This is a genomic window from Cognatishimia sp. 1_MG-2023 (assembly GCF_030548175.1).
Classification (GTDB): domain Bacteria; phylum Pseudomonadota; class Alphaproteobacteria; order Rhodobacterales; family Rhodobacteraceae; genus Cognatishimia.
On the sequence record NZ_JAUORX010000004.1, the window covers coordinates 23,132 to 40,364 of the forward strand.

The following is a 17,233-nucleotide window of genomic DNA, read 5'->3' on the forward strand; positions in this document are numbered from 1 at the left end:
CCAGTTTCGCAACAAAACTTGACTCTTCACCGCGAGCGGTTTACCCGCATCCCAATTCCGGGAGTCCTATATGCTTCCGGTCCCATGGCCTTATGGCCGGGATCGCCCCCCGTCAGCGAGTTTCGCCCACGGGGGCATTCTTGTATGGGGCTAGCACTTGAGCGGATCGTGCCTATCTCGATCCACATGGAAACAGGCTGAAAAGGAGCCGAAAGCGATGTTTGAAAATCTAAGCGAACGCCTTTCTGGTGTCTTTGATCGCCTGACCAAACAGGGTGCCCTGTCTGACGAAGATGTCAAAACCGCCCTGCGCGAAGTCCGTGTTGCCCTGCTAGAGGCTGACGTCTCGCTTCCGGTTGCGCGTGATTTCGTCAAAGCAGTGCAGGAAAAGGCCACAGGCCAATCTGTCACCAAATCCGTCACACCGGGTCAGCAAGTTGTCAAAATCGTCCATGACGAGCTGCAACATGTTCTGGCGGGCGATGATGAAAACCCCGGTGCGCTGAAAATCGACAACGCGCCCGCACCGATCTTGATGGTTGGTCTGCAAGGTTCCGGTAAAACCACAACAACCGGTAAGCTCGCCAAACGCCTAAAAGAAAAAGAGGGCAAGCGCGTTCTCTTGGCCTCGCTCGACATCTACCGCCCAGCGGCGATGCAGCAGCTTGAGATCCTCGGCAAACAAATCGGCGTTGATACCCTGCCTATCGTGGCAGGCGAATCCGCGGTTCAGATTGCCAAACGTGCAAAACAACAAGCCACACTTGCTGGCTATGACGTCTACATGCTCGATACCGCAGGCCGCCTGCAAATCGACGAGACCCTCATGCAAGAGGTCGAAGACGTCCGCGACGCGGTCAACCCACGCGAAACCCTTCTGGTGGTCGATGGCCTAACCGGTCAGGTCGCGGTTGAGGTTGCCGAAGAGTTCGACGGCAAAATCGGCATCTCTGGTGTTGTCCTAACGCGTATGGATGGCGACGGCCGTGGTGGTGCAGCCCTGTCTATGCGCGCTGTCACAGGTAAGCCGATCAAATTCGTCGGTCTCGGCGAAAAGATGGACGCGCTGGAAACATTCGAACCAGAACGTATCGCGGGCCGAATCCTTGGCATGGGCGACATCGTTGCCCTTGTTGAGAAAGCTCAAGAAACCATCGAGGCTGAACAAGCCGAACGCATGATGAAGCGCTTCCAAAAGGGCCGCTTCAACATGAACGACCTGAAAATGCAGCTTGAGCAAATGATCAAGATGGGCGGCATGGAAGGCGTGATGGGAATGATGCCCGGCATGGCCAAGATGAAAAATCAGGTCAAAGAAGCAGGCATGGACGACAAAATCCTGAAACAGCAAATCGCGCTGATTCAGTCGATGACCAAAATGGAACGCGCCAACCCGCAAATCCTACAAGCCTCCCGCAAAAAGCGGATCGCCAAAGGTGCCGGTATGGAAGTTGCTGATCTGAACAAACTTCTGAAAATGCAGCGCCAGATGGCGGACATGATGAAGAAGATGGGCAAAATGGGCAAAGGCGGCATGCTGAAACAAGCTATGAAAGGCATGTTCGGCGGCAAAGGCGGCCCAGAGATGCCAGCAGGCATGGACCCTTCCCAAATGGACCCAAAAGCGCTTGAAGCGGCAGCCAAAAAACTTGGCGCTGGCGGCATGGGCGGCCTTCCGGGTCTTGGCGGTGGCGGCGGCCTACCACCCGGTCTTTCCGGCTTTGGGAAAAAGAAATAAGTGACCGACACGCCGATCATAACCACGGATCGTTTGATCCTGCGCAAGCCTGCGGCGCGTGACCTCGATTCTGTGGTCGCGTTCTTTCAGTCTGAGCGCGCGGAATATGTCGGCGGCCCATATACAATGGGCAAAGCATGGCGTCAGTTCGCTGCCGAAGTGGGCCACTGGGATCTGCTTGGCTACGGCATGTGGGCCGTAACAACCAAAGACAATGACAACATCATTGGTCTAATCGGCCCATGGACTCCGGGCGATTGGCCCGAAACTGAAATCGGTTGGTTCATGCTGAACGGCTCCGAAGGCAAAGGCTACGCATTCGAAGCGGCGCAAGCCGCGCTTCACCATGCCTTCGAAGTCCTCGATTGGGAAACCGCCGTTAGCTACATAGACAAAGACAACATTCGGTCTATCGCATTGGCCGAACGCCTTGGGGCTAAGCTTGACCCAGAGGCACCACAGCCAAAGCCCGATCAGCCGTGCCTGATCTACCGCCACCCACGCCCTGAACCTGACGGCAATGTGGAGGCCTACGCATGACCTATGCTTGCGAAATGCCATCCACCGGTGTTGCGGCGGACATTGCTGCGCAAATCACCAGCACCGTTCCCCAGCTTGCGACAACACGCCTGACGCTGCGTGCGCCATGTGTCGAAGACTTCGCGGTCTATGCAGAGATCGTCTGCACAGACCGCGGCATTTACGTTGGCGGCCCTTACAGCCGCGAAGATGGTTGGTTCGATTTCATCCAGCTTTCGTCTAACTGGATGCTACATGGACATGGCGGGTGGGCCGTTGAAACCAAAGCAGGGGAACTGCTTGGTTTTGTTATCATCGGCCTAGAGCCCGGTGATCAAGAGCCAGAGCTAGGCTTTCTGTTTACCGCAAAGGCAGAAGGTCAGGGGATCGCCGCCGAAGCGGCCACGGCTGCGCTCGACTTTGCAGCCAACACGCTAAAGCGCGATACACTGGTTAGCTACATTGATCCTGCGAACGAACGTTCGATCGCGTTGGCCAAGCGTCTTGGCGGAATGCCGGACGGCACCGTCCAAGAAGACGGCGCACTGATGCTGATCTACCGTTACACCCTCTCCGCCACGGTCCATCAGGAGACATTGCCATGACTGACGCCGTAACCCGCGCAGCCGAGCTGCTAAAAGAACATCGCGAAAGCATTGATCGCCTCGACGCGATCCTCGTCTATACCTTGGGCGAGCGCTTTAAACACACACAGGCCGTGGGCGAGCTGAAAGCTGAACACGACCTTCCGCCATCTGACCCAGCCCGTGAGGCAAAGCAGATTGCACGCCTAGAAGATCTGGCAAGCCGGGCCCACCTGGACCCCGATTTTGCCAAGGCTTTCCTGAATTTCATCATTCAGGAAGTCATCCGTCATCACAAGAAACACCAGGAATAACAGGGATACGTCCCTGCTCACGCCATTATAGGAGATACTCACCATGGCTATGAAAATTCGTCTCGCCCGCGGCGGTTCTAAAAAGCGTCCTTTCTATCGCATCGTTGCAGCGGACTCCCGCATGCCACGTGATGGCCGCTTCATCGAAAAACTGGGCACATACAACCCACTGCTGCCAAAAGACAGCGAAGAGCGCGTACAAATGAACGTAGAGCGCGTTCAGTACTGGTTGGGTGAAGGCGCACAGGTCACTGACCGTGTATCTCGTTTCCTCGAAGCCGCTGGCATCGTAGCGAAAAAAGAGCGCTCCAACCCTAAGAAAGCGGTTCCAGGCAAAAAAGCTCAAGAGCGCGCAGAAGAAAAAGCATCTAAAGCAGCAGCAGCGGCCGAAGCGGCAGCAGCTCCAGCTGAAGAAGCAGCGGCTGAATAAGCCCGCGTATTTCTGGAATGGAGGCTTTCGCCCAATCTTTCCAGGAAGAGCTAGCACGGCTCATGCGGTGGCGGCGTGATGTACGCCGCTTCCGCACTGATCCCGTGGACGAGGCACTCCTCCAAGAGTGCCTCGATGCTTTCCTCCTCGCCCCCTCTGTGGGCCTCTCGGAACCCTGGCGGGTCCTCCGCGTGGAAAGCGACGCTGCACGTACCGCAGCATATGAGAATTTCAAAACCGCAAATGCGCAGGCCCTAGAAGGCTACGCTGGCGACAAGGCCAAGATGTATGCTGGCCTGAAACTATCCGGCATGGCCGAAAGCCCGGTGCAACTCGCCATCTATTGCGACGACGACACCGCCAAAGGCGCAGGCCTAGGTGCCAAATCGATGCCAGAAATGCGCCGTTACTCTGTCGTGGGAGCAGTGAACCTCTTCTGGCTCACCGCCCGCGCCAAAGGCCTGGGTGTTGGCTGGGTGTCGATCCTTGATCCGGTGCAATTAAACCAAGACTTGAATGCCCCAGAAGGCTGGTCATTGGTCGCCTACCTCTGTGTCGGCTACCCTGAAACAGTGTCTAAAACACCCGAACTCGAGAAGATTGGCTGGGAAGACCGCAGGCAGCATCTGCCTGTTGAAAGACGGTAAAGCGAATTGGCGCCACCAAAGCTGAGTCTTTTCTAAACGTCAGCCAATTGTCCCAATGCCCGCAATGAGCCCATGTTGACCGTTGCTGCGCGTAGCACGAATGTCCGGATTGATGATTTTGCGCCCAAATGCGCCCGCAAGGTGACCCTATCGGGTTATACGCCCAGCGGCGCGCCCAAGCGTTCTCTGTATCGCACAGGAGGAACACCCATGGTTTTTCGAAATTCGCGACGAAAGGTTTCTGCGGACCCGAAACCGCAAACTTCCCAAACATCAGAGAGTGGAATAGCCCCGTTTTCCAGTAACTCAGCGGCGCGCGAAACACGTTCCACCTTGAGCCAATTCAACGGTGTTGTGCCCGCTTCCTCATGAAAACGCCGTGCCAATGTTCGCCCGCTTGTGCCAGCGGCGCCGGCCATACGCTCTACCGGCCATTCTTCATCAATCGACGCACGAATACGGTCCTGCAATGCAGCAAGGCTCGACCCAATACGGGCTTTTGGTTCAGGACGCGGCACGAATTGGCGCTGGCCACCGTCCCTTTGTGCGGGCAGCACCAACCGTCGGGCCACAGACGACGCGACCTGTGCGCCAAAATCTTGTCGAATAATGTGTAACCCAAGATCAAGGCCCGCCGCTGACCCAGCAGAGGTAAACACCCGGTCGCCTTCAACGAACAATACATCAGGATCGACGTTGATCTGTGGATAGCGCTCCGCGAGTTTATCAGTATAGCGCCAATGCGTCGTCGCACTTTTCCCATCCAAAAGGCCCGCAGCTGCCAAAACAAAAACACCCGAACAGATAGAGGCAACGCGCGCACCGTTTTCGTAAGCCGCCCGCAAAGCTGCACACAGGTCTTCGGGCACAGGTGTATCGGCGCCGCGCCATCCAGGGATAATGATCAGGCTGGCGGCCTTCAGCATACCAAGATCGTATTGCGCATCAATGGTGATACCACCAACCGCACGAATTGGCCCTGCATCGGCCTTTACGGTCGCAAACCTGTACCAGTTTTCAAATTCCGGTCGCGGTAACGCAAATAGCTCCACTGCAATTCCGAATTCAAAGGTGCACAGCCCGTCATAGGCAAGGGCGCACACCAAGGGGTGTTTTTCAGGCAAAGCGGCAAATTTTGTCATCTTGGCAGAATCCGACTGTATGTTGTCAATTTTGCCAGTATCGCGAATTTTTCCCTCATGGCAAGTCTTGTTCACCCCAAAGCAATGGAGACAAAAAATGACTTTTCAAACTGACCTTCTGGCGGCAATCAACACTTACTTTGACGCGATCCACGAGTGCGATACCAAGAAATTGAACGCGGTCTTTCACCCGGAATCCAGCCTTTTTGATGCCGACAACGGCACGATTTTTGTCGAGCCGATTGATAGCTTCAGCCAAGATGTCGCTGGCCGCAAATCACCAGCCAGCGCAGGTCAGGCACTGGAGGCAGAGGTGTTAATGATCGACTTCCTGTCCCCGCTCAGCGCGACCGTCAAGATCCGCATTCGAGCCCATCAATCCGTATTCCTGGACCACCTTGGGTTCGTGCGTGGAGAAGACGGTTGGAAGATCGTGTCCAAGATTTGGCACCTCGAACAGACCATCGAAATTTAAACAGAAAGACCGATTTTATGAGACACGTACTTTACGCAATAGCTCTTAGTTGCGCGGCGTCCGCTGTCGCCGCAGGCAATGTTGGCCTTCGGCTTTTGGACGTTGAAATGCCCCATCATGCTGGCACAGCTGGCGTGTCGATCTGGTATCCTAACGGCGGTGGAGGAGAGCCATTACTGTTCGGCGACAATCCGGTTTTCTATGGCGTCGATGCCGCAATAGATGCGCGCGTTCTTCAGGGGTCCTATCCAGTTGTTTTGTTTAGCCACGGGATGGGAGGAACAGTCCGCGCACAAGCTTGGTTAGGGGCCGCACTTGCCCAGCGTGGAGCGATTGTTATTTCCGTGACTCATGCAAATTCAACGTGGGGTGATTTCGACATGAGCGAAGGGGCCAAGCACTGGACACGGGTCGCGGATATGTCCGCTGCCCTTGATGCTGTTATCGTTGATCCAGAATTTGCGGACCACGTAGATATGACGCGCGTTATGGCTTCGGGGTTTTCATTCGGGGGCTGGACAGCGCTTTCGATGGGCGGATTGTCTGGCAATCACGGCGGCTTGGTAGAGGCGTGTAGGACCTACGCCAACATGAATGCATGTGATATACTCTTGTCCGAAGACGTGCGGATACAAGACATTGATCCCCAAGTCTGGAATGCTGATTATTCAGACCCTCGCATCACCCAAGTCGCGGCTATTGATCCTGGGTTTGTATGGGGCCTTGAGCCCGAAGACACCGAACGTCTCGTTTCCAACGTTCTTATGATAGCTATGGGCGGCGAAGGCGACCGCATGCAGGCGGTGGACTTTGATGCCAGTGGCTTGTCGGCTTTGCTCCCGAGTGCGAAGATCGAACGCTACGAGCCTGCCTTCCACTTCACCGCAATGCCCTTGTGCAAGCCGGCGGCAGAAGAAATTCTATTGGAAGAAGACGATGATGCGGTTTGTACAGATCCCCCTGGAGCTAACCGCGAAGCAGTCCATGCTGCAATTGTTGATGCGATGGCACGAAGTCTTGGCATTTGAAACTTTCAGCCGTTCGTTGCAGGTTGGCGAACGGCAACTTCATCCGCACAGCTGTCAACCCTCCTGCCCCCACCAAACACCACGAATTGCCTTCCCCCCCGCAAAACGCTATCACGCCCATGACCAACAAAGGGCGTCACGATGGCCGAGAAAAATGAACTGATCTGCGTAGGCGCAATCGCCGGAGCTTATGGCGTCCAGGGCGAAGTGCGCCTGAAAAGCTTTACGGCAGAGGCCGAAGCAATTGCGGATTACGCCCCCCTCTCCGTCGAGGACGGCAGCCGTAGCTTTGATGTGGTGCTGACCCGCAGCATCAAAAACGGTATCGTGGGCCGCCTGTCCGGTGTGATCACCAAAGAAGATGCAGACGCTCTAAAAGGCGTGCAACTCTTCGCTCCCCGTGACCGCCTGCCAGAACTTGGCGACGATGAATTCTACTATTCCGACCTCATCGGCCTCGAAGTCCGCGACACCGGTGGCACCGTTTTGGGCACCGTCAAATCCGTCCAAAACAACGGCGCCGAAGACATGCTAGAAATCCATGGTCCGGGTTTAAAGAACACCGTTCTAATGCTCTTCACAAAGGCAGCGGTCCCCACCGTAGACCTCGCCACAGGCCGCATCATCATCGACCCACCCGAAGGGTTGTTTGAGTAAAGCAACGACCAACCTACCCTTCTGATTCCGAATTGCGTGCTTTTTAGAAAGACGTTCACATGACCGAGCGACAAAACAAATCCCACGGCCGCAAGTCGATCTCTGTCTCGCTCAAACCGCGCGAGCTGATGACGCATAATCCGCGTCTCGCCAATGCCTGGACGGCGCGGATCATCACGCTCTTTCCCGGTGCTTTTCCCGGTGTTCTGGGGGAAAGCCTGACGGGCAAGGCGTTGAAAGACGGCAAGTGGCAGCTAGAAACCACAGATCTGCGTATCTTTGGTGACGGCAAACATCGCAATGTGGACGACACCCCAGCTGGCGGCGGCGCGGGCATGGTCCTGCGCCCCGACGTGTTGGGCAAAGCCATCGACCATACTATGCGCCAAGCCCGCGGTCGCAACCCGCTGGTCTACCTCTCCCCTCGTGGCAAACGCTTTGATCAAGCCATGGCACGGGAATGGTCGCAATACGATGGCGTCACCCTGCTCTGCGGTCGCTTCGAAGGCGTCGACCAGCGCGTGCTGGACCACTACGACATCCAAGAAGTCAGCCTTGGCGATTTCGTCCTAACCGGCGGCGAGATCGCCGCTCAAGCCATGATCGACGCCACGGTGCGCCTGTTGCCATCCGTCCTTGGTAATGCCGAAAGCATCGAGGACGAAAGCCATAGCAATGGCCTATTGGAACATCCCCAATACACCCGCCCCGCCGAATGGATGGGCCGCGAAATACCAGAGGTGTTGATGTCCGGCCACCACGGCAAAATCGCCGAATGGCGCCAGAAAATGTCCGAAGACATCACCAAAGACCGCAGACCGGATTTGTGGGATGCCTTTCAGGCGAAGTCAGACAAGACCTAAGTCACGCAAACCTCTTCGCGCCAGCCACACAGAGCACAACGAATACAGCTGTTGCAATCATCAGCGGCGCCACGGCTTCGCCCAACAGAAATGCCGCGAGCAATAGGGAAATAAACGGTTGCAACAATTGCAGCTGACCGACCCCCGCTGTGCCGCCTGCCGCCAAACCGCGGTACCAGAACACAAAGCCGATCAGCATCGAAAACACCGACACGTAGCCAAGGCTGATCCAGATCGAAACCGATAAACCCGCCACCTGCCCCGGCCACGCATAAATTGCCAAACCAGCCATCACTGGCAGGGCCATCACCAACGCCCAAGAGATCACCTGCCAACCACCCAACCGCCGCGTCAGCATTGCGCCCTCGGCATAGCCCAAGCCGCAGACGACAATCGCGCCCAGCATCAACAGATCACCAACCAAAGACACGTCTGCACTTTGCGACAAAGCAAATCCGACAACCGCCGTCGCCCCGACAACTGAAAACACCCAAAAGGCCGGGGATGGGCGCTCTCCGCCGCGCAACACGCCAAACAACGCGGTCGACAGCGGCAACAGCCCGGTAAACACAACCGAATGCGCCGCGGTGATATGCGTCAGCGCCATCGCTGTCAGCAGCGGAAAGCCAACCACAACGCCCAGCGCCACCACAATCAGCGAAAACACCTCGGACCGCTCTGGCCGCACTTGCCGAAAGATCACCAATAAGATCAACGCCAAGCCCGCCGCCACAACCGCCCGGACAGAGGTCAGAAACAACGGATCAAATCCGCCAACCGCCACGCGCGTCGCAGGCAATGACCCACTAAAGATCAGAACGCCCAGCATTCCATTGCCCCAACCCGAAAACGAAGACTGCATATCAAACCCCTGTGTTGGCCCGACATAACCACAGCCGCCTAGCCTCGTCAGCCGAAAAACAGTACAATCACGCAAAACTGTACTGCCCAAATTCCCCATACACTGGCGAGCAAATGACCAAGACAACCCTGCGCACCTCTGTCACCCACGAAATCAAACGCCGTGTGCGATCACGCGCTTTGGTGCCGGGGGATCGCCTTCCTTCGATCCGTGCCTTTGCGCGCGAACAGAACCTATCCCCCTCCACCGTGTCAGAGGCCTACGACCTCTTGGTCGCCGAGGGTGTGATCTTTGCCCGCCAAGGATCGGGCTTTTACGTTGCCGACCGCACCCAACCCTTTGCTGTCGCCGAAACAGGGCCGCAATTGGATCGGTCCGTTGATCCCCTTTGGGTCGCGCGCCAATCAATCGACACCGGAGAAAACATTGAAAAGCCCGGATGCGGTTGGCTGCCTGCCGATTGGATGCCCGTCGGCTCGCTCCGCCGCGCGATGCGCAAACAGGCGACGTTTGAAAACCACGTTCTTACCAACTACGGCAACGCGCAGGGGCACATCGAACTGCGTCAGCACATCGCCCAGCAGGGCGACCCGACGGATCCCAATGCGGTTCTGCTAACCGGTTCAGGCTCCCAAGCACTTGATCTGATCTGCCGCCTAATGCTGCGACCGGGCGACACCGTGTTGATCGACGATCCATGTTATTTCAACTTCAACGCCCTGCTGCGCGCCCATCAGATCAACATCGTCAGCGTGCCTTTCACAACCAACGGTCCAGACCTAGATCACTTCGCACGCATCCTAACCCGCGAAAAACCGCGGCTTTATCTCACCAACTCTGCGCTTCACAATCCAACCGGTGCCACCATTTCACAGACCACGGCCCAAGGTGTTCTTAACCTCACCAAAGCCCATGATCTATTGATTGTAGAGGACGACATCTTTTCCGAATTTGAATCCACGCCCTCCCCAAGGCTCGCCAGCCTTGATGGAATGCAGCGCGTCCTACGGATTGGCAGCTTTTCCAAAACGCTTTCGGCGTCTCTGCGCTGCGGCTACATCATCGCGCGCCCAGACTGGATCAAGGCGCTGACGGACCTGCAAGTCGCCACCAACTTCGGCGGGCCAAGCCCCTTCGTCTCTAGCATCCTGCATGCTGCCCTGACTGACGGCAGCTATCGCAAACACATGGCGACCCTTCACAAACGCCTCGGCCTCGCCCGCACAGAGGCGATCACGAAACTCGAAACCATCGGCATCAAACCAACCATCCAACCACGTGGCGGCTTTTATCTATGGTGTGAATTACCTGCGCAAACTGATGCGGCTAAAATCGCCCAAGCGGCGCTAAAGCAAGACCTCGTTCTTGCCCCCGGCAACGTCTTTAGTGCCTCGCAATCCAAGACATCCTTTATGCGCTTTAACGTCAGCCAAATGCAAAACGACCGGTGCTATGAAATCCTGAACACATTGCTAAACGAAACCTAGGCCGACGCATGGCCCTTTAAGCGGATCACCAACGGAACCATCGCCACAACCAGCACCGCCGAAAACAGATAAGGCGCGCCGGGTAGATAGATCCCCTTTTCGTCGACAGAGGCCTTAAAAATGCCTGTCATCACAAGCGGGGCCAGAATAGCCGCAACAGAGGAAAGCGACGCAATAACACCCTGCACCAGCCCTTGCCGATCTTCATCCGTTTGGTTCGACGCCATCGCCGTCATTAGCGCAGGCACAAGATCCGCCAGCGCCGCGAGCAACAGAAAAATCACCAGCGCCGTAAAGCTCCCGGTAAAACCGAACCCAATTAGGCCAATCACCGCAGAGCCCATGCCCAACATCAACGTCCGGTATTCCCCAATCTTTCCGATAAAGATGGGCAACAACCCACCTTGGACACTCGCCAACAAAACGCCATAAGCCGCAAGCGACAGCCCAATATACAACGTCGGCCAGTTGAACACCTCACGTATCCAAAACGCCCACAGCGTTGGATAAACCATATTGGCAAATTCAAAGACAAAGATGCACACCAGCGGCACCGCTAGCCCCGGCAGGCGAAACGCATCAAAGATCGACTTAAACGGGTTCAGATCACGCTTACCAAAGGGCCGGCGCTTGTCCGGCTCTAAACTCTCTGGCAGCACGAAATACCCAAACAACGCATTGCCCGCAGACAGACCAGCCGCAATCCAAAATGGCGCAGAGATACTGATTTCCGCAGCAAGGCCACCCAAGGCCGGACCAAGCACAAAGCCAATCCCAAAGGCCGCACCGATCAGACCAAAATTCGCCGCCTTTTCCTTGGCCGATGAAATATCCGCAATATAGGCCGTGGCGGTAATATAAGTTGCCCCAGCCAACCCCGCGAGCGTGCGGCCGAGCAACAGCAACCAGAAACTATCCGCAAGCGCCATGATCACATAGTCTAGGGACAGCATCGTCAGCGCTGCGATCAAAATCGGCCTACGACCAACCGCATCCGAAATGCTTCCGACTATCGGGCCACTCAGAAACAACGCCCCCGCATAGGCCGCCATCAACAACCCACCCCAAAACGCGCCCTGTCCGGTATTACCTGCACCCACGCGGTCCATCAGGTCCGGCATGATCGGAAAGACGATGCCGATGCCAATCGCATCAATCATCAGCGTAATCAAAATGAAGGTAATAGCTGGAGTTTTAAACATACCGATCTATCCGACGGGAACAGCAACGAAGCAAGCTAAAAGAACACCCCCCAATCGTACGTTTCAATGCTCGAATCGTACGAATTTCCACTATGAACGCAGCGGTCGGTTCAACGGCAACGCGTTTCGCCGCGAAACCACGATGGGCCTTGCCACACAGGGACTTCTGGCCTACAAGCCGCCCATCCCGGTCGGACTCCGACTCGGGTGCTTTGTGTATTCGCATCTTTCGCTAAACAGGCCTTCTTCTGCCTACGGCGCGTAAGACATGGAAAAACAAAGCAATATCAAGGAATGACGACCTGAACTCTGGCGGGCGCTAAGGCGGACCCGGTCGAAGACCAAGAGCTCTGAGGACGCGTAAATCTTCGTGGAATAACCACGGGCACATATTAAGGAGAAGGTCAGATGAACCTGATCGCACAAATCGAGGCGGAACAAGTCGCCTCTCTGGGTCACGACATCCCAGATTTCAAAGCCGGCGACACCATCCGCGTTGGCTTTAAAGTAACCGAGGGCACGCGCTCTCGTGTTCAGAACTACGAAGGCGTATGCATCAGCCGTAAAAACGGTAAAGGCATTGCGGGTTCTTTCACAGTTCGTAAGATTTCCTTTGGCGAAGGCGTAGAGCGCGTATTCCCTCTGCACTCCACCAACATCGACAGCATCACAGTTGTACGTCGCGGTCGCGTTCGTCGCTCCAAGCTGTACTACCTGCGCACACGTCGTGGTAAATCCGCACGTATCGCAGAAGACACAAACTACAAGCCTAAAGCGTAAGGAGTGGTCTCATGAAAAAAGATACACACCCAGAGTACCACCTGATCAACGTCAAAATGACAGACGGCACCATCGTTCCGATGCAGTCCACATGGGGCAAAGAAGGCGACCAACTGGCGCTGGACATCGACCCATCTGTGCACCCAGCATGGACCGGCGGCACATCCCGCCTGTTGGATGCCGGTGGCCGCGTATCCAAGTTCAAAAAGAAATACGAAGGTCTGGGCTTCTAATCCCAACTTCCTTTTTCATGCAAAACGCCGCTCTTTTCAGGGCGGCGTTTTCATTTGGGGGCCTGGCGTTTTAGGATATTGGTCACACCGCGGACGTAACTATCCCAGCCCAAATCATGCGCCTGATAGCTTTCCACGCTATGAAAACCGCCGTGCGACAGCGAAATCAAAGTGCCTTCTCCATCGTCTGTGAACTGCACCGCGACTTCGCTCACATGCCCATCCCCAAACCATTCCCACGTATATCGTAGGCTCTGATGTTCAGAGACCTCAAGGAACGTTCCAGCCATGCTCGGCGCGTCGGTATCATCCATAAATAAGTGATACGCCCCGCCAACCCACGGTTCGACAAACATGCGAATGGCCGGTGCAACCACCGTTTCTGACGATACCCAAGCGGTAAACACGCGCTGCCGCGCAAAAGGCAGGCGGTAGGATTTTTCGATCTGCATTTCTGCAGCGTACCCGATTTTGCGCAATTTTGCGACTTACCGTCGAGACAACACCCACACCGCACCGCCAAACAACAAGGCCCAGACAGGCGCAGCAACACCGAAAAACGAGATACCAGAGACTGTGGTCAGAAACGTGACCAAGGCCGCCTCTCGGGTCGCGCTGCCCTCTAGTGCGGCCGATAGGCTGGCGGCGATCACTGGCAACAACGCGAGCCCCGCCAAGGTCGCCACAAACACCTCGGGTGCCGCGAGGAAGAAACCAACCACCGTTGTCCCAAACAAACCCAGCAGCAAATACATCACACCACTGACAACCGGCGCCCAATAGCGCTTTGCCTTATCCGCACCAGCCTCTTCGCCTGCACAAATGGCGGCGGTGATCGCGGCAAGGTTAAAGGCAAATCCACCAAAGGGCGCAAGAATTGCAGTCAATCCTCCGGTGACACTCAGCGCAGATGAGATCGGTGGCCGATACCCCGCCCCACGCAAAACAGCCACACCCGCCATATTCTGCGAGGACATCGTGACCAAATACAGCGGCAGGCCAACACCAATCAAAACTGACAGGTTTGCTTCGGGCATAACAAACACTGGCTTGGCTAGCGTCAGTGGGATGTTTGCTAATCCCTGAAACGCCCCCGTGCCGACCGCAAAGGTCAACCCGACAAGCAGCACCAAAGGAATAGCAAACCGCGCAGCCCAACGACGTGCGAGGACATAGGTGAGCCCCATAATCGCGACAAAGGCAGGTGACATTTGGATAGAGGTGAAAATCCCGATCCCAAACTTGAACAACACACCAGCCAACATCGCATTTGCCAAAGCATCCGGGATCAGCGCTGACAGTTTTTCAAACCACCCCGTCACACCGGTCAGCCACAGCAAGACACCGCAAAACACAAACGCGCCGACCGCTTGCTCCAGCGACGTCCCCGGCAAAGCCACGACCAACAGCGCCGCACCGGGCGTGGACCACGCAGTGAGGACAGGGATTTTGTGACGCAATGACAGGTAAACACTGCTGATCGCACAACCTAAACCAAGCGCCAGCATCCAACTGCTCGCCTGTGCCGGTGTCGCGCCAGCGGCTGCACTTGCTTGGAAAATGATGGCCGCACTGCCCGCGTAGCCCACCAAAACCGCGATAAATCCGGCAATGACATGCGAATACCGCATTCCTGTCAACATAACGCTCTACCTTGTCGTGAATTCTTAAACTGAGACTTAACCCTCGCCGTGCAAATATCGCAAGGCGAACCCTGAGAGTGCGGCCGGTGCAGAATGCCTTGCTAATACCTTTCAACGATTTTTTAGACGACGGATACTGCTATGAAACTCTCAACAGTTTTTCTGCTGATTTCTACGTTCATCTTAGCCAGCTGCGTGCAGGATACGACCTCGCGTAATGATCCCCGCATCTTGGCCATGGGTGACTCTATGATGGCGGCGCACCGCGTTTCGGGTCGTGCCATTTCTGATAATGTGGCGCGCCAATTGAATGAACCGGTGATTGATCATTCTGTTCTTGGCGCCAGCATGAGTTATGCCCTGCCGATCAGCGGCGCGATGGGGCTGAACATTTCAAAACAGTTTCGCGGCGGTGAATGGGACTGGGTTGTCCTAAACGGCGGCGGCAACGATCTTTGGCTTGGATGCGGCTGTAACGCCTGCGACCGCAAGATCGAAAAACTGATTTCCGAGGATGGAAGTACCGGTAAAATCCCTGATTTAGTATCGAAAATGCGCGAATCTGGCGCACAGGTTCTATGGCTTGGTTACTTACGCAGCCCCGGAGTTGGCTCCCCGATTGAGGGATGCCGCGAAGAGGGCGACGAGTTAGAAGCACGCATTGCAAAGTTGGCAGAGTCTGACCGTGGTGTGCACTTTCTATCGAATGCAGACTTGGTGCCACATGGTGATCGGTCTTATCACGGTATCGACATGATCCATCCGTCACTAAAGGCGAGTGCTGAAATCGGCTCGCGTGTTTCGGATTATATTCGTAAGGTTGACCAAGCACGTTAACCAAGGCTCATCATGACTGAACTTTATCTCGCCCCTGACGGAGAGACGCGCTGCCAATGGGCTGGCAGCGCACCTGACTTTCTGGATTACCATGACCGTGAATGGGGTTACCCCGTTGCAGACGATCAGCGGTTGTTTGAAAAGTTCTGCCTCGAAAGCTTTCAGTCTGGCCTGAGTTGGCGCACTATCCTGACCAAACGCGAGAATTTCCGCGCGGCCTTTGCCGAGTTTGATTTCAACATCATGGCAGAATTTGACCAAACAGACGTAGACCGTTTAGTGCAAAACAAAGGCATCATTCGCCATCGCGGCAAAATCGAAGCAGTGATCAACAATGCCCGCCGCGCCCAAGAGCTTGTCGCAACAGAAGGATCCATCGCGCGGTTTGTGTGGTCCTATGAACCCGCCGCGGATGACCTTGCAGAGCCTCAATCACAAACCACTTCCGCCGCCTCCATCGCCCTATCCAAAGAACTAAAGAAACGCGGATGGAAATTTGTCGGCCCCACAACGGTCTTTGCCTTTATGCAAGCCATGGGATTGATCAACGATCACGCCCACGGCTGCAAATGCCGCGCCGAAGCAGAAGCCGCCCGAAAGGCCTTTGTTAGACCCTAATTATTGCCCAAAGGCTTGATCCAGATCCGCGATCAAGTCACCAACATCTTCGATCCCAACAGACAGACGCAGCAGGTTCTCGGGTAGGCCTGTATGGGATTCCACCGAGAAGCGATGCTCCACCAAGCTTTCGACACCTCCCAACGATGTGGCACGCAGGAATAGCTCTAATCGCCCAGCAACGCGCAGAGCGTTTTCTTTGTCGCCTTTGACCAAGACGGACAGCAATCCGCCATAGCCGCCCTGCATCTGACGCTTGGCGATCTCGTGCCCCTGATGTGTCTCTAATCCTGGGTAAAACACGTCTTCGACCGCAGGGTGATCCGCAAGATGGCGGGCGATGCGCATAGCGTTTTCGCTCATCCGCTCAACACGCAACGGGAGCGTCCGCAACCCGCGTAAAAGCAACCACGCCTCAAACGGTCCCATCACGGCACCCGCGTCGGCGCGATCGGTGCGAATGGCCTCCCAAACCGGGGCTTCTTGTTTGGTGGACAACACGCCGCCCAAGACATCCGAATGCCCATTCATCGCTTTGGTGGCCGAATGCATCACGATGTCCGCTCCCAAGCCCAAAGGCTGTGACAACACAGGCGTGCCTGCAGTGTTATCAACGACCAGAACAGCACCCGCCGCGTGCGCCAAACGCGCGGCCTCGGCAACATCGACAGTCACGAGCCAAGGGTTAGACGGCGTTTCGATAAACACCAAATCAGCAGAAGTCGCACAAGCTTCGGCCAAGGTGTTCAGATCGCGCAGTTCAACCTCATCCAACGTAATCTGACGACGCGCGCAGAATTCACGGATCCATTTGGTGGTGCCCCAATAGATCCCCTGCTGAACAATCACGCGGCCGCCATTCGGCACCCAACGAAATGCAGCAGCAATAGCCGCCATACCAGACGGGAACACCAAGGTTTCAGCCGCCCCCTCAAGCTGCGCAATCATTCGTTCGACATGGCGCACACATTCATTGTGGGGTCGCAGATACAAGTTATCGCTATTGATCAGCTCGTAATCCGCATCGCGCAGAAACGTTGTGGCGGGCTGAATAGCTGGCACAATGCCCGCACTGTTCGGATCGGTGGCGCCACCGGCATGGGCCGCCCATGTGGCTGGTTTGACATCTTTGCGCATCATCTACTCCTTGGTCGTCCAAGTTAGAGGGCGAATT

At 55.8% G+C, this 17,233-nt stretch carries 21 protein-coding genes; 15 read left to right on the forward strand and 6 right to left on the reverse strand.

Annotated elements, in window-relative coordinates; translation table 11 throughout:
* Nucleotides 1-217: 217 nt before the first annotated feature.
* The 6 genes from ffh to bluB are packed head-to-tail and all read left to right on the forward strand — an operon-like array spanning nt 218 to nt 4,232.
* Nucleotides 218-1,738 carry a signal recognition particle protein gene (gene ffh, locus Q4544_RS07720; RefSeq protein WP_303505054.1) on the forward strand — a complete coding sequence of 507 codons (1,521 nt, stop codon included), beginning with the start codon at nt 218-220 and terminating at the stop codon, nt 1,736-1,738.
* Entirely contained in the window at nt 1,739-2,278 is a 540-nt protein-coding gene (locus Q4544_RS07725) for a GNAT family N-acetyltransferase (protein ID WP_303505056.1), read from the forward strand.
* On the forward strand, nt 2,275-2,862 hold the full coding sequence (locus Q4544_RS07730; protein ID WP_303505058.1) for a GNAT family N-acetyltransferase: 588 nt from the start codon (nt 2,275-2,277) through the stop codon (nt 2,860-2,862). The genes Q4544_RS07725 and Q4544_RS07730 overlap by 4 nt, the downstream gene beginning before the upstream one ends.
* On the forward strand, nt 2,859-3,155 hold the full coding sequence (locus tag Q4544_RS07735; protein WP_303505060.1) for a chorismate mutase: 297 nt from the start codon (nt 2,859-2,861) through the stop codon (nt 3,153-3,155). Before Q4544_RS07730 ends, Q4544_RS07735 begins: the two co-directional genes overlap by 4 nt.
* A 43-nt stretch (nt 3,156-3,198) precedes the next feature.
* Nucleotides 3,199-3,585: a 30S ribosomal protein S16 gene (rpsP, locus tag Q4544_RS07740; RefSeq protein WP_303505062.1), complete on the forward strand. Its 387-nt coding sequence runs from the start codon at nt 3,199-3,201 to the stop codon at nt 3,583-3,585.
* A 17-nt stretch (nt 3,586-3,602) separates the two neighbouring features.
* Nucleotides 3,603-4,232 carry a 5,6-dimethylbenzimidazole synthase gene (bluB, locus tag Q4544_RS07745; protein ID WP_303505064.1) on the forward strand — a complete coding sequence of 210 codons (630 nt, stop codon included), beginning with the start codon at nt 3,603-3,605 and terminating at the stop codon, nt 4,230-4,232.
* Between the two features lie 155 nt (nt 4,233-4,387).
* Here the strand turns inward: bluB and ftrA are convergent, their stop codons facing one another.
* A complete protein-coding gene (gene ftrA, locus Q4544_RS07750; RefSeq protein ID WP_303505065.1) occupies nt 4,388-5,374 on the reverse strand; it encodes a transcriptional regulator FtrA in 987 nt (328 codons plus the stop codon).
* Between the two features lie 97 nt (nt 5,375-5,471).
* Here ftrA and Q4544_RS07755 point away from each other — a divergent pair, with 97 nt between their 5' ends.
* The 4 genes from Q4544_RS07755 (at nt 5,472) to trmD (ending at nt 8,397) form a co-directional block, all read left to right on the forward strand.
* Nucleotides 5,472-5,849: a nuclear transport factor 2 family protein gene (locus tag Q4544_RS07755; protein ID WP_303505066.1), complete on the forward strand. Its 378-nt coding sequence runs from the start codon at nt 5,472-5,474 to the stop codon at nt 5,847-5,849.
* Between the two features lie 17 nt (nt 5,850-5,866).
* Complete coding sequence (locus Q4544_RS07760) at nt 5,867-6,877, forward strand: hypothetical protein (protein WP_303505067.1); 1,011 nt, start codon at nt 5,867-5,869, stop codon at nt 6,875-6,877.
* Between the two features lie 141 nt (nt 6,878-7,018).
* Nucleotides 7,019-7,534, forward strand: coding sequence for a ribosome maturation factor RimM (gene rimM / locus Q4544_RS07765; protein WP_303505068.1), 516 nt, complete (start codon nt 7,019-7,021; stop codon nt 7,532-7,534).
* A gap of 59 nt (nt 7,535-7,593) precedes the next feature.
* Nucleotides 7,594-8,397 (forward strand): tRNA (guanosine(37)-N1)-methyltransferase TrmD, encoded by an 804-nt coding sequence (trmD, locus tag Q4544_RS07770; protein WP_303505069.1) that lies wholly within the window; start codon nt 7,594-7,596, stop codon nt 8,395-8,397.
* Nucleotide 8,398: 1 nt separating this feature from the next.
* Here trmD and Q4544_RS07775 read toward each other — a convergent pair whose 3' ends face one another.
* Entirely contained in the window at nt 8,399-9,259 is an 861-nt protein-coding gene (locus Q4544_RS07775) for a DMT family transporter (RefSeq protein WP_303505070.1), read from the reverse strand.
* Between the two features lie 113 nt (nt 9,260-9,372).
* Between Q4544_RS07775 and Q4544_RS07780 the strand changes: the two genes are divergently transcribed.
* Nucleotides 9,373-10,746: a PLP-dependent aminotransferase family protein gene (locus Q4544_RS07780; protein WP_303505071.1), complete on the forward strand. Its 1,374-nt coding sequence runs from the start codon at nt 9,373-9,375 to the stop codon at nt 10,744-10,746.
* Here the strand turns inward: Q4544_RS07780 and Q4544_RS07785 are convergent.
* Nucleotides 10,743-11,948, reverse strand: a complete 1,206-nt coding sequence (locus Q4544_RS07785; RefSeq protein WP_303505073.1) for an MFS transporter — start codon at nt 11,946-11,948, stop codon at nt 10,743-10,745. The two genes, Q4544_RS07780 and Q4544_RS07785, sit on opposite strands and share 4 nt — an antisense overlap.
* 408 nt (nt 11,949-12,356) lie before the next feature.
* On the opposite strand from Q4544_RS07785, the gene rplS reads away from it, so the two are divergent.
* Both rplS and rpmE read left to right on the forward strand, forming a co-directional pair.
* On the forward strand, nt 12,357-12,728 hold the full coding sequence (gene rplS / locus Q4544_RS07790; protein WP_303505074.1) for a 50S ribosomal protein L19: 372 nt from the start codon (nt 12,357-12,359) through the stop codon (nt 12,726-12,728).
* Nucleotides 12,729-12,739: 11 nt separating this feature from the next.
* Nucleotides 12,740-12,961, forward strand: coding sequence for a 50S ribosomal protein L31 (rpmE, locus tag Q4544_RS07795; RefSeq protein WP_303505075.1), 222 nt, complete (start codon nt 12,740-12,742; stop codon nt 12,959-12,961).
* A 50-nt stretch (nt 12,962-13,011) separates the two neighbouring features.
* On the opposite strand, the gene Q4544_RS07800 is transcribed toward rpmE, so the two are convergent.
* Both Q4544_RS07800 and Q4544_RS07805 read right to left on the reverse strand, forming a co-directional pair.
* Nucleotides 13,012-13,440 carry an SRPBCC domain-containing protein gene (locus tag Q4544_RS07800; protein ID WP_303505076.1) on the reverse strand — a complete coding sequence of 143 codons (429 nt, stop codon included), beginning with the start codon at nt 13,438-13,440 and terminating at the stop codon, nt 13,012-13,014.
* A 9-nt stretch (nt 13,441-13,449) separates the two neighbouring features.
* Nucleotides 13,450-14,604 (reverse strand): benzoate/H(+) symporter BenE family transporter, encoded by a 1,155-nt coding sequence (locus Q4544_RS07805; RefSeq protein ID WP_303505078.1) that lies wholly within the window; start codon nt 14,602-14,604, stop codon nt 13,450-13,452.
* Nucleotides 14,605-14,745: 141 nt separating this feature from the next.
* Between Q4544_RS07805 and Q4544_RS07810 the strand changes: the two genes are divergently transcribed.
* Nucleotides 14,746-15,441 (forward strand): SGNH/GDSL hydrolase family protein, encoded by a 696-nt coding sequence (locus tag Q4544_RS07810; RefSeq protein ID WP_303505081.1) that lies wholly within the window; start codon nt 14,746-14,748, stop codon nt 15,439-15,441.
* A 12-nt stretch (nt 15,442-15,453) separates the two neighbouring features.
* On the forward strand, nt 15,454-16,059 hold the full coding sequence (locus Q4544_RS07815; protein WP_303505083.1) for a DNA-3-methyladenine glycosylase I: 606 nt from the start codon (nt 15,454-15,456) through the stop codon (nt 16,057-16,059).
* On the opposite strand, the gene Q4544_RS07820 is transcribed toward Q4544_RS07815, so the two are convergent.
* Entirely contained in the window at nt 16,060-17,196 is a 1,137-nt protein-coding gene (locus tag Q4544_RS07820; RefSeq protein ID WP_303505085.1) for a PLP-dependent aspartate aminotransferase family protein, read from the reverse strand. It lies immediately after the preceding gene.
* Between the last annotated feature and the right edge of the window lie 37 nt (nt 17,197-17,233).

What these genes read in the sequence shown, in the direction of transcription:
- ffh (WP_303505054.1), top strand. Translation starts at nt 218, where the DNA reads ATGTTTGAAAATCTAAGCGAACGCCTTTCTGGTGTCTTTGATCGCCTG.
- Q4544_RS07730 (WP_303505058.1), top strand. Translation starts at nt 2,275, where the DNA reads ATGACCTATGCTTGCGAAATGCCATCCACCGGTGTTGCGGCGGACATT.
- Q4544_RS07735 (WP_303505060.1), top strand. Translation starts at nt 2,859, where the DNA reads ATGACTGACGCCGTAACCCGCGCAGCCGAGCTGCTAAAAGAACATCGC.
- rpsP (WP_303505062.1), top strand. Translation starts at nt 3,199, where the DNA reads ATGGCTATGAAAATTCGTCTCGCCCGCGGCGGTTCTAAAAAGCGTCCT.
- bluB (WP_303505064.1), top strand. Translation starts at nt 3,603, where the DNA reads ATGGAGGCTTTCGCCCAATCTTTCCAGGAAGAGCTAGCACGGCTCATG.
- ftrA (WP_303505065.1), bottom strand. Translation starts at nt 5,374, where the DNA reads ATGACAAAATTTGCCGCTTTGCCTGAAAAACACCCCTTGGTGTGCGCC.
- Q4544_RS07755 (WP_303505066.1), top strand. Translation starts at nt 5,472, where the DNA reads ATGACTTTTCAAACTGACCTTCTGGCGGCAATCAACACTTACTTTGAC.
- Q4544_RS07760 (WP_303505067.1), top strand. Translation starts at nt 5,867, where the DNA reads ATGAGACACGTACTTTACGCAATAGCTCTTAGTTGCGCGGCGTCCGCT.
- rimM (WP_303505068.1), top strand. Translation starts at nt 7,019, where the DNA reads ATGGCCGAGAAAAATGAACTGATCTGCGTAGGCGCAATCGCCGGAGCT.
- trmD (WP_303505069.1), top strand. Translation starts at nt 7,594, where the DNA reads ATGACCGAGCGACAAAACAAATCCCACGGCCGCAAGTCGATCTCTGTC.
- Q4544_RS07775 (WP_303505070.1), bottom strand. Translation starts at nt 9,259, where the DNA reads ATGCAGTCTTCGTTTTCGGGTTGGGGCAATGGAATGCTGGGCGTTCTG.
- Q4544_RS07780 (WP_303505071.1), top strand. Translation starts at nt 9,373, where the DNA reads ATGACCAAGACAACCCTGCGCACCTCTGTCACCCACGAAATCAAACGC.
- Q4544_RS07785 (WP_303505073.1), bottom strand. Translation starts at nt 11,948, where the DNA reads ATGTTTAAAACTCCAGCTATTACCTTCATTTTGATTACGCTGATGATT.
- rplS (WP_303505074.1), top strand. Translation starts at nt 12,357, where the DNA reads ATGAACCTGATCGCACAAATCGAGGCGGAACAAGTCGCCTCTCTGGGT.
- rpmE (WP_303505075.1), top strand. Translation starts at nt 12,740, where the DNA reads ATGAAAAAAGATACACACCCAGAGTACCACCTGATCAACGTCAAAATG.
- Q4544_RS07805 (WP_303505078.1), bottom strand. Translation starts at nt 14,604, where the DNA reads ATGTTGACAGGAATGCGGTATTCGCATGTCATTGCCGGATTTATCGCG.
- Q4544_RS07810 (WP_303505081.1), top strand. Translation starts at nt 14,746, where the DNA reads ATGAAACTCTCAACAGTTTTTCTGCTGATTTCTACGTTCATCTTAGCC.
- Q4544_RS07815 (WP_303505083.1), top strand. Translation starts at nt 15,454, where the DNA reads ATGACTGAACTTTATCTCGCCCCTGACGGAGAGACGCGCTGCCAATGG.
- Q4544_RS07820 (WP_303505085.1), bottom strand. Translation starts at nt 17,196, where the DNA reads ATGCGCAAAGATGTCAAACCAGCCACATGGGCGGCCCATGCCGGTGGC.